17 protein-coding genes and 1 tRNA gene are annotated in these 16566 nt (G+C 49.3%); 8 read left to right on the top strand and 10 right to left on the bottom strand.

The annotated features are described in order from the left end of the window. Nucleotides 1-63: 63 nt before the first annotated feature. From nusA to H7A02_01445, 6 genes are all read right to left on the bottom strand, one after another. A complete protein-coding gene (nusA, locus tag H7A02_01470) occupies nucleotides 64-1563 on the bottom strand; it encodes a transcription termination/antitermination protein NusA (GenBank protein ID MCP5170925.1) in 1500 nt (499 codons plus the stop codon). 22 nt (nucleotides 1564-1585) lie between these two features. Next, nucleotides 1586-2044, bottom strand: a complete 459-nt coding sequence (gene rimP, locus H7A02_01465) for a ribosome maturation factor RimP (protein MCP5170924.1) — start codon at nucleotides 2042-2044, stop codon at nucleotides 1586-1588. Nucleotides 2045-2384: 340 nt separating this feature from the next. Further along, nucleotides 2385-2852, bottom strand: a complete 468-nt coding sequence (bfr, locus tag H7A02_01460) for a bacterioferritin (protein ID MCP5170923.1) — start codon at nucleotides 2850-2852, stop codon at nucleotides 2385-2387. Between the two features lie 2 nt (nucleotides 2853-2854). Further along, nucleotides 2855-3331 (bottom strand): bacterioferritin, encoded by a 477-nt coding sequence (gene bfr, locus H7A02_01455; GenBank protein MCP5170922.1) that lies wholly within the window; start codon nucleotides 3329-3331, stop codon nucleotides 2855-2857. A 138-nt stretch (nucleotides 3332-3469) separates the two neighbouring features. Further along, complete coding sequence (locus H7A02_01450) at nucleotides 3470-3670, bottom strand: bacterioferritin-associated ferredoxin (GenBank protein MCP5170921.1); 201 nt, start codon at nucleotides 3668-3670, stop codon at nucleotides 3470-3472. Nucleotides 3671-3980: 310 nt separating this feature from the next. Beyond that, nucleotides 3981-4057: transfer RNA gene (locus H7A02_01445), tRNA-Met, on the bottom strand. 264 nt (nucleotides 4058-4321) lie between these two features. On the opposite strand from H7A02_01445, the gene H7A02_01440 reads away from it, so the two are divergent. Beyond that, the gene (locus H7A02_01440; protein ID MCP5170920.1) at nucleotides 4322-5455 is read left to right on the top strand and encodes an alanine--glyoxylate aminotransferase family protein; all 1134 of its coding nucleotides are present in this window, start codon (nucleotides 4322-4324) and stop codon (nucleotides 5453-5455) included. A 237-nt stretch (nucleotides 5456-5692) separates the two neighbouring features. Here H7A02_01440 and H7A02_01435 read toward each other — a convergent pair whose 3' ends face one another. Both H7A02_01435 and H7A02_01430 read right to left on the bottom strand, forming a co-directional pair. Further along, nucleotides 5693-5971 (bottom strand): polyhydroxyalkanoic acid system family protein, encoded by a 279-nt coding sequence (locus H7A02_01435; GenBank protein ID MCP5170919.1) that lies wholly within the window; start codon nucleotides 5969-5971, stop codon nucleotides 5693-5695. 30 nt (nucleotides 5972-6001) lie between these two features. After that, nucleotides 6002-6649, bottom strand: coding sequence for a TetR/AcrR family transcriptional regulator (locus tag H7A02_01430; protein ID MCP5170918.1), 648 nt, complete (start codon nucleotides 6647-6649; stop codon nucleotides 6002-6004). Nucleotides 6650-6775: 126 nt separating this feature from the next. Between H7A02_01430 and H7A02_01425 the strand changes: the two genes are divergently transcribed. The 3 genes from H7A02_01425 to H7A02_01415 all read left to right on the top strand — a co-directional run bounded on the left by H7A02_01425 (nucleotide 6776) and on the right by H7A02_01415 (nucleotide 8797). Beyond that, a complete protein-coding gene (locus tag H7A02_01425) occupies nucleotides 6776-7498 on the top strand; it encodes a phasin family protein (protein ID MCP5170917.1) in 723 nt (240 codons plus the stop codon). 260 nt (nucleotides 7499-7758) lie between these two features. After that, on the top strand, nucleotides 7759-8253 hold the full coding sequence (locus tag H7A02_01420) for a hypothetical protein (GenBank protein ID MCP5170916.1): 495 nt from the start codon (nucleotides 7759-7761) through the stop codon (nucleotides 8251-8253). A 46-nt stretch (nucleotides 8254-8299) separates the two neighbouring features. Next, complete coding sequence (locus H7A02_01415; GenBank protein ID MCP5170915.1) at nucleotides 8300-8797, top strand: RDD family protein; 498 nt, start codon at nucleotides 8300-8302, stop codon at nucleotides 8795-8797. A 39-nt stretch (nucleotides 8798-8836) separates the two neighbouring features. Here H7A02_01415 and lptG read toward each other — a convergent pair whose 3' ends face one another. Together lptG and lptF are read right to left on the bottom strand one after the other, a co-directional pair. Then, a complete protein-coding gene (gene lptG, locus H7A02_01410) occupies nucleotides 8837-9898 on the bottom strand; it encodes an LPS export ABC transporter permease LptG (protein ID MCP5170914.1) in 1062 nt (353 codons plus the stop codon). Further along, complete coding sequence (gene lptF, locus H7A02_01405; GenBank protein ID MCP5170913.1) at nucleotides 9898-11019, bottom strand: LPS export ABC transporter permease LptF; 1122 nt, start codon at nucleotides 11017-11019, stop codon at nucleotides 9898-9900. The genes lptG and lptF overlap by 1 nt, the downstream gene beginning before the upstream one ends. Nucleotides 11020-11109: 90 nt before the next feature. Between lptF and H7A02_01400 the strand changes: the two genes are divergently transcribed. The 4 genes from H7A02_01400 (at nucleotide 11110) to H7A02_01385 (ending at nucleotide 16564) form a co-directional block, all read left to right on the top strand. Continuing rightward, nucleotides 11110-12630, top strand: coding sequence for a leucyl aminopeptidase (locus H7A02_01400; protein ID MCP5170912.1), 1521 nt, complete (start codon nucleotides 11110-11112; stop codon nucleotides 12628-12630). Further along, the gene (locus H7A02_01395; protein ID MCP5170911.1) at nucleotides 12627-13055 is read left to right on the top strand and encodes a DNA polymerase III subunit chi; all 429 of its coding nucleotides are present in this window, start codon (nucleotides 12627-12629) and stop codon (nucleotides 13053-13055) included. The genes H7A02_01400 and H7A02_01395 overlap by 4 nt, the downstream gene beginning before the upstream one ends. Nucleotides 13056-13084: 29 nt before the next feature. Continuing rightward, the gene (locus tag H7A02_01390; protein MCP5170910.1) at nucleotides 13085-13651 is read left to right on the top strand and encodes a hypothetical protein; all 567 of its coding nucleotides are present in this window, start codon (nucleotides 13085-13087) and stop codon (nucleotides 13649-13651) included. Between the two features lie 129 nt (nucleotides 13652-13780). Then, nucleotides 13781-16564, top strand: coding sequence for a valine--tRNA ligase (locus tag H7A02_01385; protein MCP5170909.1), 2784 nt, complete (start codon nucleotides 13781-13783; stop codon nucleotides 16562-16564). Nucleotides 16565-16566: the final 2 nt, after the last annotated feature.

Below are 16566 nucleotides of genomic sequence, written 5' to 3'. Positions count from 1 at the left end.
TTTCCTCAATTTCAATTTTCGATATTCGCTGCGAGTTGTCATCCACATCCCAGCAACAAATTCTTACTCTTCCTCTGCCGTCTCGGCAAACCACGGTGCCCGCGCTGTCATAATTAACTCAGCAGCCCGCTCGGAATCCATACCCTCGATTTCCAGCAAATCATCAACCGCCTGCTCTGCCAGCTCTTCCATGGTGGCAATGCCTCGCGCAGCCAGAACGTGTGCCAGCTCATCATCCATACCAGCCATCCCCAGCAAGTCCTCCGCTGGTTCTGATTGCGCAATTTCTTCTTCCGAAGCCAGCGCCATCGTCAGCAATGCATCTTTGGCGCGAGCTCGCAGCTCTTCAGCAATCTCTTCATCAAAGCCTTCTATTCCCGCCATTTCTTCCAGCGGAACATAGGCAACCTCTTCAACCGTGGTAAAGCCTTCCTCAACGAGCACACCGGCGACATCTTCATCCACATCCAGATACTTCATGAATGACTCGATCACCGAACCGGCTTCTTCTTCCTGCTTGCTCTCTGCCTCCTCAACGGTCATCACATTGATTTTCCAACCAGTTAACTCGGAAGCAAGGCGCACATTCTGGCCACCTTTACCAATCGCCTGAGCCAGATTATCCTCCGCTACTGCAACATCCATTGAACGCGAGTCTTCATCCACTACTATCGATTCAACCTCGGCAGGAGACATCGCATTGATGACCAACTGTGCAGGATTATCATCCCACAACACGATATCAATGCGTTCACCGTCCAACTCATTAGACACAGCCTGAACGCGGGCACCACGCATCCCCACGCAGGCGCCAACCGGATCAATTCGACCATCGTTGGTTTTTACAGCAATTTTTGCACGTGATCCGGGGTCTCGGGCTGCGCCGCGAATTTCGATCACTTCTTCCGCAATCTCCGGCACTTCTACCCGAAACAGTTCAATCAGCATTTCATTACTGGAACGACTCAGGCGCAGCTGCGGACCTCTGGCCTCAGTATCGATTTTCTGCAAAACCGCACGGGTACGATCATTGATACGAAAAACTTCACGACCAACCAGCTCCTCACGAGGCAGTACGGCTTCAGCGTTGTTTCCCAGATCAATGATAATGTGGTCTCGCGTAACTTTCTTTACAGTACCATTGAGCAGCTCGCCTTCACGTCCGCGATATTCATCCACCACGAGTGCACGCTCTGCATCTCGCACTTTCTGAACAATTACCTGCTTGGCAGCTTGGGCAGCAATACGCCCAAAGCCGATATTCTCCACCTGCTCTTCGTAAATATCACCTGGCTTGAGAGACGTATCTTTTTCATGAGCCTCCTCAACGGTAAACTGGGTACCCAGCTCTGCCAGCGTGTCGTCATCCATCACTTCCCACCAGCGGAAAGATTCGTAATCACCGGTGCTGCGGTTAATGACAACGCGGATATTCGCATCTTCGTCATAGCGTTTTTTGGTCGCTGTTGCCAGCGCCTGCTCAATCGCTTCAAAAATGACTTCCCGGGAAACACCTTTCTCATTGGAAACCGCTTCCGCAACCATCAAAATTTCTTTGCTCATGCTTGTATCTCTCAGTTATTCGCTAAAAGCGCGGAACAACATTGGCCTTTTCAATACTTTCAACGGGAAACAGGTATTCATGACCATCAGTGATCACCAATACATCTTCACCCTCTACACCACTCAGACGACCTTTATACTTCCGCCTGCCTTCATAGGGAAAACGCAGCTTCAAACTGACATCCTCACCCACATACTGTTCGAACTGTGCCAGTGTATAGAGAGGCCTGTCCAAGCCGGGAGAAGACACCTCAAGGGTATATTCCGACTTAATCAGATCCTCAACATCCAGCAAGCTGCTCGCCTGCCGGCTAACCCGCTCACAGTCCTCTACAGAAACGCCCGAATCGGAACGATCTATATAAACTCTCAACAGTGCCTGTTTGCCCTGCATCAGGTATTCCAACCCCCAGAGCTGGCACCCTAACGCTATTACCGCAGGCTCAATCAACACTCTGAGCTCTTCCTGCCTTGTTGCCACAGAATCACCCTCAACCAACCGAATATCATTCAGCCAGAACCAAATTCAAAACAAACCCCGGAAAACAAAAAGGGCCCTGTACACCAGCGCCCATCAACCGAGTGGGGTTTTACCACCTAACAATTCACCGCCTAACAAAAAGCCCCATACAGGGGCCTTTCGATTTGCATCTCCACGATGCAGATGTCTGACAGCTGAGATTCAGCGATTGCTGGACCTGCTACCTGCGAGTGGTACTTTCGAAAACCGTCTCCGAGGGAGCTCACTCCGTTGTGGGCGCGGATTATACCCATAATCGACCATCACAGACAACAAGCAGATAAAAATATCCACCGACCCTCTACATTTGTGCCTGCAGATAATTAGCCAACCCTACCTTCTCAATAAGACCGAGCTGCTGCTCCAGCCAATAGGCGTGATCCATCTCGGTGTCATCCAGCAGGATTTCGAGCATCTCTCTGCTAACATAATCTTTCTCTGCTTCACAAAGGGCAATGGTTTCTTTCAGTGTTTTAGCAACGGCATACTCGATATCGAGGTCGCTTTGCAACATTGCCGGAACGTCTTTGCCGATATGAATGGCATCCCGTGTGGTCATATCGGGCACCCCTTCAAGAAACAAAATACGCTCAATCAGTTTCGCTGCATGGCCTTTTTCATCATCAAATTCATGATCAATGCGCTCGTAGAGCTTGTTCAAACCCCAGTCCTGATACATCCGCGAATGAATAAAATACTGATCCATCGCCGCCAGCTCACTGGCAAGTAGCACATTTAGAGCCTGTATGACCTGTTCATTACCTTTCATGATTAGTCTCCACCACCAATTTTGCTCTGCAGATAATTCTGGATACCGGCGTTCCCGATTAAATACTGTTGTGATTCGATCCAGTCAATGTGTTCTTCTTCATACTCCAGAATATCTGACAACAACTCCCTGCTAACGTAATCCTGCTTTTCTTCACACAGCGCTATGGCATTTTTTAAAACAGGCAGCTGTTCAAGCTCAAACTTCATGTCGCACTGCAACATTTCTTCAGCATGCTCACCCAAATAAATTTTCCCCAAGTCCTGAAGATTGGGAAGGCCTTCCAGAAAAAGGATGCGCTCGATCAGACTATCAGCCTGCTTCATATCTTTTATGGATTTTTTGTAACTATGCTGATTCAGTGCCTCCAGCCCCCAGTTTTTATACATCCTGGCATGGAGAAAATACTGGTTAATTGAGGTGAGTTCAGACTTTAGAACTTTATTCAGGGCTAAAACGACTTCCTGACTATCCTTCATGGCAGAGTCCTTGTACTTCATTATGAATTAGAAAAAAACCGGCAAACGGCATCTAAAGAGTATAGATTTGAGTACAGGAAACGCCAAGCAAAAGATCGGCTGGAGATAAAAAAGAAGAGTTAGAACAAGACCTGGATCTCAGGCAACTTCGTAAAAATCAGCATGATTATTGACATCAACCAGCGCTTCACTGATAACCTGCCTAGCAACTGCCGAACAGCGCCCGCACTGACCGGAAACACCCAGATTGCCTCGGACATCACGCAACGAGCGAGCCCCGTCATAAACGGCACTTCTGATTTGGCGATCGGTCACACCTTTACACAAGCAAACGTACATAACACACCCTGAATGATAACGATTCTCACTTTATATGCAAATGAGAATCATTGTCAACACCTTGTGCCGTATATCCAAACCCAAAACAGCTAATCTTTGATGTAAATCAAAAGCCGTGATTCATAGAAAGCAACCGATACACATGGCCTTCAGTCATGCCGGGCAAGCTGGAGGCATAATAGCTGTCTGTCATGGCAGCAGGCAGGCGCGTGCGAAGCGATCAGAAAAGCTTCGGATCGATAAGATCCAGATCAATACGATGAAAACAAAAAAAGGCCTGAAGCAATCGCCTCAGGCCTTTTCAGTATTTTGGTAGCGGGGGCTGGATTTGAACCAACGACCTTCGGGTTATGAGCCCGACGAGCTACCAGGCTGCTCCACCCCGCAACAAAGTTCCAACTGTAAAAGTTGAGGAGGCTGGTACCCCCTGAAGCCCACCGGCTCATGACTTCCGGCTTCGTTTCAAATCAGCCCTTTGGGTGGCTGCTTTGAAGGCGGGAGATTATAGGGGCCACTCTGAAACCGGTCAAGGGATATGTCAAACAAATATGTATCGAAACAAATCCCTTCGTTTTACCCCCAATGCCTTTGAAGTTAAGAAGAGAGAGGGATAAAATCCGCGCCTTTGCCAATTTTTTTACGGACGCCGCTATGCCCGGATTACTACCCGACATTGATCCCGATGGTTTGCTTGAATACTCTGTCGTCTTCACTGACCGCTCCCTTAACCATATGTCCAGCACCTTTCAAGGTGTCATGAAAGATATCTCAGGCACGCTGAAAAGTGTCTATAACGCCGACGCCGTGGCTGTTGTTCCGGGAGGAGGCACTTACGCCATGGAATCTGTTGCGCGACAGTTCGCCACGGCAAAGAAATGCCTGGTGATCCGCAATGGTTTTTTCAGCTTTCGCTGGACCCAAATCATCGAAATGGGCAACATCACAAAGGATCATATTGTGATGAAAGCTAGGCCGTGTGGCAACGATCCGCAAGCGGCATTTGCCCCTGCTGACATTGATGACGTCGTAAAGCAAATTCAGCAGGAAAAACCTGCTGTGGTATTTGCCCCTCATGTTGAAACTTCGTCCGGCATGTTGCTCCCTGACGAATATATCACCCGGGTAGGTGAAGCTGCACGGTCAGTAGGAGGCCTCTTTGTTCTCGACTGTATCGCCTCAGGCACTCTCTGGATTGACATGAAAAGCAACAACGTGGACGTGCTAATCAGTGCCCCACAGAAAGGCTGGAGCGCTTCACCATGCAGCGGTCTGGTTATGCTTAATGACCGAGCCTTGAAGCGTGTCAGCGAAACCACCAGCACAAGCTTTGCCTGCGACCTCGGAAAATGGCTGTCAATTATGCAGGCTTATGAAAATGGCGGTCACGCCTACCACGCAACCATGCCGACTGACGCTCTCACCAGTTTCCGGGATACAATGAAAGAGACGGAAGCCTATGGCTTTGACAAGGTCAAGCAGGAACAGTTGGCGCTGGGCAAGAAGGTACGCGACATGCTGGAGTCTTTCGGATTCAAAAGTGTTGCCGCAGAGGGCTTCAAGGCTCCGGGCGTTGTCGTCAGCTATACTGACGACCCTGAAATACAGAATGGCAAAAAGTTTCTTGCACAGGGCTTACAGGTGGCAGCGGGCGTTCCGCTACAATGCGATGAACCTGCAGATTTCAGAACTTTTCGTATCGGTCTGTTTGGCTTGGATAAGTTGCATCACATAGACAGGTCTGTAGCGAACCTTAAAACAGCCGTCGAAAAAGTACTGGCCCGCTGAAACCCAAAAACGGGCTCTTCAATCCAGGAAACACCCGTATCCGTTGATACAGGTATTCAAGGTCAGCACAGGGACTCTCTGAATAATGACAGATTACTGCTAGCCTACAGGTATTTACTACTAAGGCAGCACGCTGCAGTAAGACTGGCTGTCTCTCAAAGACCGGCAACACAGTGAGTGTAAAGACCTATAGGTCCCTCGGGGCACAACCAATACCCGAAAGATAACGCCGGAAATTCAAGCCAGGTGTTTGTCCAGAGATCTTGTTATTTCTTCTTCCAGCATGGTTTTAAGTGCCTTCATAAACAGCCCCAGCTCTACCTTTACGGTTAAACTCTCATTATCGAAAGTTACTCTGGCATTCACCGCAGGATATTTGTAATCGACACATTTATCTCCTTGCCATACATAATCGCCCCCATGCTTTTCCTGCAGGTTGCGCACAACCCGTTCGGCTTTCTGACGGATCTCTTCGGGAGGCAGATGATGACTGCGTCGAATACTGATATCACTCATGTTGTGTTCCTGGCTTTAAATTATTGAAATTTACTCACCAACAACCTGCTGCTGGTAGAGCTCGTGGCAGCGAGCCATAAATTGCCGTTGCACGTCACCCATATAGGGTGCTAATAGTGCCACAATTTGCAAAATACCGCTTTGAATAAAATCGTGCTGATTCGTATCCAGTCTCCGCAGGCGCTGGTAGCTGATCCAGTATGACAGTGTCAGTGAAATACTGTCCGCCAGCTCATCAAGCCCCACAACCGTCAAACTTCGCTCATCAAACACACCTCTCGCCACCATGCTCTGAAGCATATGAACAACAAAGCTGTGCTTCAGCTCCAGCAACGCGTGTAGTCGACGGTTAATTCCAGGGTATTTCTTACCGATGTCGAAGAGATTCCTATAGATGAAGCGGTACCGATAAATCTCCTCAAAAAGAATGTAAAATTTCAGCCAGTTGTCTTCGAGGGCATCATGACTGTTGATGGGATCATGCAACAGCGCTGTCATACCGTCTTCAAACCGGGCAAAGAGCTGTTCAACCAGTTCCTCCTTACCCTTAAAATGGTAATAAAGGTTACCGGGACTGATATCCAGCTCGTTGGCTATATCCACCGCCGAAAGATTTGCCTCTCCTTCGCGATTAAACAGCTCCAGACTTACTACCAAAATCAATTCACGTCTTTTCATGCGCCCATTATATTTGCAAAAAAATATTTTTTTAAAAAAACCTGATTATTAGTATGCGCTTTCTAAAAATTATCGATATCTTGCCATTGAAGTACAGAACAAAACACTTTCAATGGAGACATCTCAATGAGCGACTTTAAAGAAGCTATTGATAAAACTGAAGAATTGGCTCGAAAAATATGGCTCGCAGGCCTTGGCGCCTACGGACAAGGCTTGGACAATGTTCAGAGTGGTTACGACAAAATGAATGATCAGGCTCGCACTCTTTTTGACGAGCTGGTCGAGCGTGGTGAAAAAATTGAATCGGAAGCAAAAGAAAAGCTCGAAGAAACCAATGACATGCTGAAAGACGCTTCAGACAAACTGAAAAGCCGTCGCAAAAAGCTGAAAACCCAGGGCGAAAAGCTGTTGAATAAAACAGAGCAGCTGAAAGATGATGCCTTGAAAATCAACATCGTCGAACGCCTTGAAGAAATTCGCAACAAGGTTGCCGATAAACTGGTTTTACCCGAATTGCCAAAATTTGATCGCCAGGAAACCCTCGACGATTTAAGCAAGCGCCTCGAAGAACTCACTTCCGCAGTAACCAATCTGCTGAAAGGGTCCAAGAAAACAACCACGAAAAAGGCCCCTGTCAAAAAGGCTGCTGCAAAAAAAGCTGCCGCCAAAAAAACACCGGTCAGAAAGACTCCAGCGAAGAAAGCAGCCGTGAAAAAGCCTGCGGCTAAAAAAACAGGCGTGAAGAAAACTGTTACACCAAAGTCGGCCGCGAAAAAAGCACCGGCTCCCCAAACGCCAGCACCTGAGGCAGCTGAAAAGCCAACACCCGCTGTACAACACGTTGCATAGTTTGAGATTTTTTACCCCCCCTTGCTCTTTTTGAGCAACTAGTGCTTCAGGCCATCCCCCATAGGCCTGATTTTGACAGGCCGCCCTCCCCCCTTGGGCGGCCTTTTTTTTACCTTCAATTTATTGATTTACAAGGAATAAGTTTAGGCCTTAAACCTCTTGCAACTTAGTTTATATGACGCAGGTCTAAGTTTCACAAACTCCAGCTGGCAAACGACTGAAAGGCATATACACTGCTATGAGGAATGGGGGTTACGGTTATGTACATCAACAAAGCTCACTTCTTTACCCTGCACGCTAGCAGGCACCTCTCTATCAAATCCAGTGCAAAATTCATTGTGGCCGCGCTTTTATTATCAACAACCCATTTTGCACATGCAGAGGGACTCTTTCTTCCCAATGACTTTGTGGGCAGCGCAAACCCACACTCTCCGATTGACAAGAAACTTTCCAACGATGAGCTTGCCGAACGTGCCGCTGAACTGCGCGACCAGCGTTTGTCCATCACCCAGAGAACACTGAACCACCAATGGCTAAGCCAGCACCAAGATAACGATGCCATAGAGGGTGGCAAAGCCTTTTCTCAATTATTTAAACGCGGCTTCAAAAAATACTGGGACAGAAAACGTGAAACTGATTTTGCTGACAAAGACTATGTTCCTGACTCTAATGGCGGCGGTCGGGTCAATGAAATGGATTACAAGGTCCGGGTATCATCTGACACGATAAATTTTGGGCTGACCTACGAATTTTAAGGTTGCTCTGCTAGACTCACGGCCCACTCATTGTCAGGGCCGAGTTTTGGAACCATCAACCCACACCAACACCCCTCCGGGTGCCACCGCCGGTCCGCTACGCCGTATTATCTCTCTGGTTTACGATTGGTTACTGCTGCTGGGCATCAGCTTTGCTTATGGTGTTGTCACCCTGTTGCTACGAAAACTTTCAGGCGAGGATACAATGGCACCCCCACAGGGTATGGAATCGATTGTGATTCTCTCCGGCCTGTACCTCTGTTATGCCGCATTTTTCAGTTGGTGCTGGATACGTCGAGGACAGACATTGGGAATGAAATCCTGGCGCATGCAACTCATCCAGACCGACAGCAGGCCAGTTTCTGTTATGACTTGTGTCAAACGGTGTATTGTTGCGCCACTCTTTATCATTGCCGGTGGTATCGGGTTCTGGTGGTGCTGGTTTGATAAAAACGGCGACAGCCTGCAGGATATTTTCACAGGTACACGAATCAGATTGCTACCAAAAGAGAACGGCACAAGAACACAACAAGAGAGCTCGTAACATCAGCCGCGCCGAACAATACAGCAGCGGGAGAATCGGTTAGCCAGCCTTTTTCAACAGCAACAACCCTACTATTGCCAGCACAAGTGCAGGCAACAGCACGGCTATTAACGGACTAAAACCAAACACAATACTTGCCGGACCCAACAAGTCCTGAGTGATTCGGAACACGACCCCGACAATCACGCCGGCAAACACCCGATACCCCATTGTTACAGACCGCAATGGACCAAACACAAAGGAGATCGCCACCAATACCAGACTGGTAATAGTCAACGGTTGCAGCAACTTCTCCCAAAATGCCAGACGATAGACCTTGGAATCACGCCCCTGATCATCCAGATAATCCATATAACCATGCAAACTCATGATTGCCAGGGAGTCAGGCGGCATAACCACCAGATGCAACAGGTCTGGAGATAGCGCAGTATCCCAACGCCGGGTAACAAAACTCTCTGTAGTGGTTTTACCCGGTAAAAAGTGAGTCACCACCCCGTTTTCTTCTAACCAATAACCGCCCTGATAGCTGGCTCGCTCTGAAAAGCTGACCTGTTGTATCTGGCGCCGCTCATCAAACCGGTAACGGGTAACCCCAAACAGAACGCCCCCGGGGTAAACTGCATTGAGGTGCATGAACTCATTGCCCTCACGATTCCAAAGTCCGCTGCCTGCCTCCTGCGCGGTGACACCGCTGCGCAATAACATTCTATGGCTTTGCGCCAACTGATCCGTATGAGGCACCACATATTCACCAAACAGAGTACCAAACAATACCAACCACAGAACCGGTTTCAAAACGAACCAGACAACGCGCTGTACCGAAACCCCTGCAGCACGCATAACAGTCAACTCACTGTTATTGGCCAGCACGCCAAGTCCCATCAGACAGCCTATCAGCGCTGAAATGGGGATGTTCTCGTAGATGCGGGCAGGCAATGTCAGCCCCACATATTTCAGCATTTGAAAAAACGTGTAGTTGTTTCTCAGATCACCGGAACCGTCATAGATTGCGCCAATCGCATCCAGCGCCACAATTACCATCAGCACCAACAATACTGCCCCGCTTGTTGAGCTGGCCACATGTCTCGATAGCAGCCGCATCAGGTTTCTTGCCTCCGGAGCAATTGCTGATTACGCTTCTGGCTGCTGCGCTGTTTAAGTATCGGCCAAGAAAGGGCTCCTAGCCCTATAAGCAAAAACAGACAATGAACAGGCCATAGTCCGAGCTCAATAGGCATCTTGCCCTCCTCCAAAGCACCTCTGGCAGCCTTTAGCAACACAACATAGATCACATATGCCAGTATCGCCGGGAACATCTTGGCAAAACGCCCTTGCCGGGGGTTGGTTTTACTCAGGGGCACTGCCAACAATGAAACAACCAGCACCAAAAAAGGAACGGACATACGCCAGTGAAATGCTGCCTGATGCTCAACCGAATCAGACCCTATGAGCTCAAGAGTATGCAGCGTATCGACTTTCGGGGCTCGTTTATAGAGCCTTGGCTTATCAAGCCGCAAACCATGCTCGGCAAACTGCGTTATCTGGTAATCAGCCTGTCCGGGAATACCCTGTACACGGTAACCATTTCTCAATACCAGATAACCGGCTTCATCCAGGCTGCTTCTTTTCTGAAAACCGCTCTCGGCCAGCACCACAACCAACTGCTGGGTTTCGCCATTTCCAGCGTTATTTTGGGCCAGAAAAACCTGGCTCATTTCACCACGTTTATCGATACTTTCCACATAGGTAGTGCCACGCCCTTGTTGCAACGCGTGAAACTGGCGGGGCAGCAAACTGTCCAGCTCGCCGCGCGCCCTTTGGGTATCCCATAGCGCCTCGGACTTGCTCAACCCTGCCGGGGCAGCAAACAAACTCACCCAGGCAACAATGCCTGCCACTCCGACCGCTACCAACATGGTATACAGCACTAGCTTCAGGTCACTCACGCCACACGCCGAAAGCACCGTCATCTCGTTATCCAGGTACATCCGGCCGTAGGCCAGTAATATGGCAAGAAAAAATGCCAGCGGCAAAATCAACTCAACAAAACCTGGCAGCCGATAACCAATCAACGCAAACAGAATGCCGGAGTCAAGATTTCCAGTGGCCGCATCAGCCAGATACCTGACAAAACGACCACTGACTATCACCAGCAGCAGGACAGAGCACACGGCTACTGTTGAAGCAATCAGATCCCGGGCGATGTAACGAAAAATCAGCAAATTAGCTCTCAACAGTTGGTGGGGCGAAAAGCTTCGCGTAAACTGACCCCATTATCCACGATTTTGTACTACTTTGTCTTCGGAGAAACCATGCTTTTCAATGCCAATGCCCGTAAGCCCGTCACTCAAAAAACATCATGCCTGGTAGTGACAGTTCCATCAGACAACAAACTGACAGGTGCGGCTAAAAATATAGACTCGGCAACTGGCGGCATGGTTTCACGCTTGATAAAACAGCAGGATTTGAAGGGCAAACTCGCCGAAACCCTGATGATTCAGGAGCCTGCAGGACTGCAAGCTCAACGACTGTTACTTGTCGGCACCGGCGACAACCCACTCAACGAGCAGGAATTTTCCAAATTCGCCAGCGCAGTTGCCAGCTCACTGGTCAATGCGCCCGTTAAAGACGCCGCTATTTGCCTGGGTGACATCACCGTAAGCAAGCGTGACCTGAGCTGGCAGGCACAGCAGCTAAGTCGGATAATCTCCGGGCAAACATACCAATTCAGCCTGCTTCAGAACAAACATAAAAAAGCGACCCCTCTCAACAAGATTTCCATACTGCTGGAATCCCGCAAGAATATCGACTGTGTGGAAGCGGCAATGAAAATCGGTACAGCTGTCGCCAGCGGCATGAAGGTCGCACGCGAACTGGGCGACCTGCCCGGCAATATATGCACCCCCGGTTATCTGGCCAGACAGGCCCGTTCAATAGCAAGGAAAAATGACAAAATCAATTGCACTGTGCTCTCTGAAAAGGAAATGCATAAGCTCGGCATGCACTCATTGTTGTCGGTATCAGCAGGCAGTGCCGAGCCTGCGAAACTCATCACACTCAGCTATCAGGGTGGCAAAAAGAAGGATAAGCCCGTGGCTCTGGTTGGCAAAGGTGTCACCTTTGACTCGGGAGGCATCAGCCTTAAGCCGGGCGCAGCGATGGATGAGATGAAATATGATATGTGTGGTGCAGCCAGTGTTCTGGGTACTTTCATCACTATTGCCGAGCTGGAACTACCCATCAATCTGGTGGGGGTTATTCCTGCTGTAGAGAATATGCCCAGTAGCACTGCAACCAAACCTGGCGATATCGTCAAAAGCATGTCTGGCCAGACTATTGAGATCCTCAATACAGACGCCGAAGGCCGCCTCATTCTGTGCGATGCATTAACGTATGTGGGCCGCTTTAAGCCAGACACAGTGATCGATATTGCAACCTTAACTGGAGCCTGTGTCGTCGCTCTGGGTGAGCACGCTACTGGCCTGTTTAGCAATGACAAATCACTCGTAGAAGAATTACTCGCCGCTGGAGAAATCGCTGATGACCGAGCCTGGCAAATGCCCATATGGCCGGAATACGATCAACAGCTGAAAAGTAATTTCGCGGACATGGCTAATATTGGTGGTCGTAACGCGGGCAGTTCTACTGCGGCCTGCTTTTTAGCCCGCTTCACTAAAGAGTATCGCTGGGCACATCTGGATATTGCAGGAACGGCCTGGCAGTCCGGCACAAAAAAAGGGGCCACCGGTCGGCCTGTGCCACTGCTGGCCACATATTTGATAGAGAAAATCTCTCAAAAACAGGCATCGCCAGACAAACCCGTTAGCAAATGACCAAGATAAACTTTTACCGGATCAATGGCGGCCGCGAAGATGCGCTCAAGCTGGCATGTCAGCTTGGCGAAAAAGCGGCGCAACAGGGTATGTCCGTATTGTTTCACACGGACAGAAATACAGCAGAAGCCTTCAGCCAACTGCTCTGGTCCTTCAGATCCAGCGCTTTTATCCCGCATTCTCTGGGAAGCGATTCCGGCGACGCGATTGCCATCAGCAGTGAAGATGAACCCGGTGAACATCACGGGCTACTGATAAGCCTGAAGCCAGAAACACCCAAATGGTTCAGCCGCTTTGAGAAGGCGATTGAAATCGTATACGATGATCAGCAGGTTATTACCAGCAAGCGTGAAGCTTACCGGCACTACAAAAGTCGCGGATACCCACTGCAGTACCACGACCTAAGCAAACAGCCCGTACACTGAACGCTGCCACTTGAAGGTCAATTCATTCCATGAGTAACAGCTTCCGCACCGGCAATATTGACACCAGAGACCTGTTTTCTGATGACCTCACCACCGATTCAGATACCGGGCAAACCGATATTAAGGGTCAGACTGATTCCAGCGAAACTGAATCATCAACACCAACCCTGGCAGAACCGGTTAAAGCACCTCAGGAAATCATCGACGAACTGGATTCCCTTCGCTTCGTACTCAATGAAGGTCCTGAGTTTCAACAGGACATACCGCTACTGGAAGATATCGAAAACATACCCGCAGAAATTGCGGAAACCCTCAGCACTGCGACGCCCGCAGATATTGATGTGCCCATCCTCACAGATACCTGTGATTCAAAATCAACGCCCCCGGATACCAGCTCGCAGGCATCACTCTCGGACATCGCCCGCGCCAACATCGATTCACTGCTTGATCAGCTAGTAACAGAATATTTGCCCATGCTGGAATCCCGACTGCGAGCGGAACTGGACAAAAAGATTCGCACTGTCATCGATGCAGGAAGAACATCGCCGCCTCCGCAAGAGAGCATCGCTATCGACAACGATACATCCATCGACTAGCGATTGTCGGATCAGTATAATTCCGGACCTGTGTCGTTTGGCCGAAGCCTGTCAGTGGGCCAAAACCATCACGACAGATAACAAATTTGTCCGTAAAGCCATCCTCCCTTACAGCATAAGTCAGAAATAATGGAAAAAACTTACCGTCCTCAAGATATAGAAAGCAGCTGGTATCAAACCTGGGAAGAAAAAGGTTACTTCAAGCCTTCAGGTGAAGGGGAGTCTTATAGCATCGCTATACCTCCTCCCAACGTCACCGGCAGTTTACATATGGGGCATGGCTTTCAGGAAGCCATCATGGACGCCCTTATCCGTTATCACCGCATGCTCGGTAACAACACTCTGTGGCAAGTGGGAACTGACCACGCAGGCATCGCTACACAAATGGTTGTAGAGCGAATTTTGGATGCAGAAGGATTATCCCGCCACGATCTGGGTCGGGAAAAATTTATTGAAAAAGTCTGGGAATGGAAAGAGGAATCAGGCGGCACCATTACCCGTCAGTTGCGCCGTCTTGGCGCTTCACCTGACTGGAGCCGTGAGCGCTTCACGATGGACGATGGCTTATACGAAGCTGTGCAAGAAGTCTTTATTCGCTTGCATGAAGATGGCCTGATTTACCGAGGCAAACGACTGGTCAATTGGGATCCCAAATTACATACCGCCATTTCCGACCTGGAAGTTATTTCAGAAGAAGAGAACGGTTACCTTTGGCACTTCAAATATCCACTCACTGATGGCAGTGGTCATCTTACCGTAGCCACCACTCGCCCCGAAACCATGCTAGGTGACACAGCTGTTGCCGTTCATCCAGAAGACGAGCGCTATCAGCACCTCATTGGTAAAACCATAACTCTGCCACTGGCTAATCGTGAAATTCCCGTTATTGCCGATGATTACGTAGACAAAGAGTTCGGCACCGGTTGCGTCAAAATCACCCCGGCGCACGACTTTAATGACTACGAGGTCGGGCAACGTCACAACCTGCCCATGATCAATCTGTTTAATGACGATGCGCAACTGAACAGTAATGCTCCGGAAACCTATCAGGGAATGGATCGCTTCGATGCCCGCAAACAAGTGGTCGCGGATCTCGATGCCTTAGGGTTACTGGACAAAGTAGACGATCATAAACTCAAAGTTCCTCGCGGAGATCGCTCCGGCGTCGTGATCGAACCCTACCTGACCAACCAGTGGTACGTTAAAACTCAGCCACTGGCCGATAAAGCGATCGAAGCCGTTGAAAATGGCAGCATCGAGTTTGTACCCAAGCAATACGAGAACATGTACTTCTCCTGGATGCGCGATATCCAGGACTGGTGTATCTCCCGCCAGTTGTGGTGGGGACATCGCATCCCGGCCTGGTATGACGACAAAGGCAATGTCTATGTAGGTCGCTCTGAAGAAGAGGTTCGCACTAAATACAATTTAGGGAGCATATCACTCAAGCAAGACGACGATGTGCTCGACACCTGGTTCTCTTCAGGGCTGTGGACCTTCGGCACGCTTGGCTGGCCAAACACCAACGATAACCCGGAAATTGCCAACTTCATCAAAACGTTCCACCCGACCAACGTGCTGGTAACCGGTTTTGATATTATTTTCTTCTGGGTTGCGCGCATGATCATGCTGACTCTGTATTTTATGGATGAAGTTCCCTTCAAAACCGTCTACGTACACGGGCTGGTGCGGGACAGTCACGGACAGAAAATGTCCAAATCCAAAGGCAATGTACTCGACCCTATCGACCTGATCGATGGCATTGATCTGGAGACGCTGGTACAGAAGCGCACTGCCGGAATGATGGTGCCGCATTTACGGGAAAAAATCGAAAAACAAACCCGGAAGGAATTTCCCGAAGGACTTGCCGCCTACGGAACCGACGCCCTGCGCTACACATACTATTCACTGGCCTCAACAGGTCGTGATATCAATTTTGACGTCGGCCGCATTGAAGGCTTCCGCAACTTCTGCAACAAGATCTGGAACGCCAGCCGTTATGTACTGATGAACTGCGAAGATCATGATTGCGGGCAAAACAACACCGATGATTACACCTTGTCTCTGGCAGATCGCTGGATTATCAGCCGCCTGCAAGAAGCCGAAAAAACCGTTGCCGACAGTATTGCTCTATACCGATTCGACCTCGCTTCACAAGCCATCTATGAATTTGTCTGGAACGAATACTGCGATTGGTATCTTGAGTTGTCTAAGCCAGTGCTCTGGGATGAAGAGGCCGCCGAATCACTCAAAAAAGGCACACGTCGCACACTGATACGCGTGCTGGAAGCTATCTTGCGTATGGCGCATCCGCTGATGCCCTTTATTACTGAAGAGATCTGGCAGCGAATTAAAACGCTCGCAGGGAAAGAGGGCGAAACGATCATGCTCCAACCCTACCCGATTTCTGACAGCAGTAAAATTGATAAAACTGCAACGGCTGATATTGAATGGGTAAAAAATGTTATCGTCGGCATTCGCAATATCCGTGGAGAAATGAATATCCCACCTGGAAAATTGCTGCCCGTATTCTTCCAGAATGGTGGCTCCGAGGATCAACGTCGCTTGAACGAAAACCGCCACTTTCTGACTAAACTGGCAAACCTCGAATCGATTTCCTGGTTAAATAACGAAGACCAGGCACCTATGTCTGCCACAGCTCTGGCGGGTGAGATGGAAATACTGGTGCCAATGGCTGGCTTGATCGACAAAGCCGCAGAGCAGGCCAGGCTCGACAAGGAAATAGACAAACTCAATAAAGAGTTGCAACGGCTGAACGGCAAACTCAGCAATGAAAAGTTTGTGAGTAATGCACCGGAAGCTGTTGTAGCGAAAGAACAGGACAAACTCGCTGATGCGAAAAACGCGTTAAGCAAAATGCAGCAGCAACTTGCAGCAATTGCGGAGCTGTAAAT

Source organism: Pseudomonadales bacterium (assembly GCA_024234435.1).
Taxonomy (GTDB): domain Bacteria; phylum Pseudomonadota; class Gammaproteobacteria; order Pseudomonadales; family Porticoccaceae; genus JACKOF01.
The sequence above is the reverse complement of the archived record's forward strand: the minus strand, read 5'-3'. Positions and strand labels throughout refer to the sequence as shown.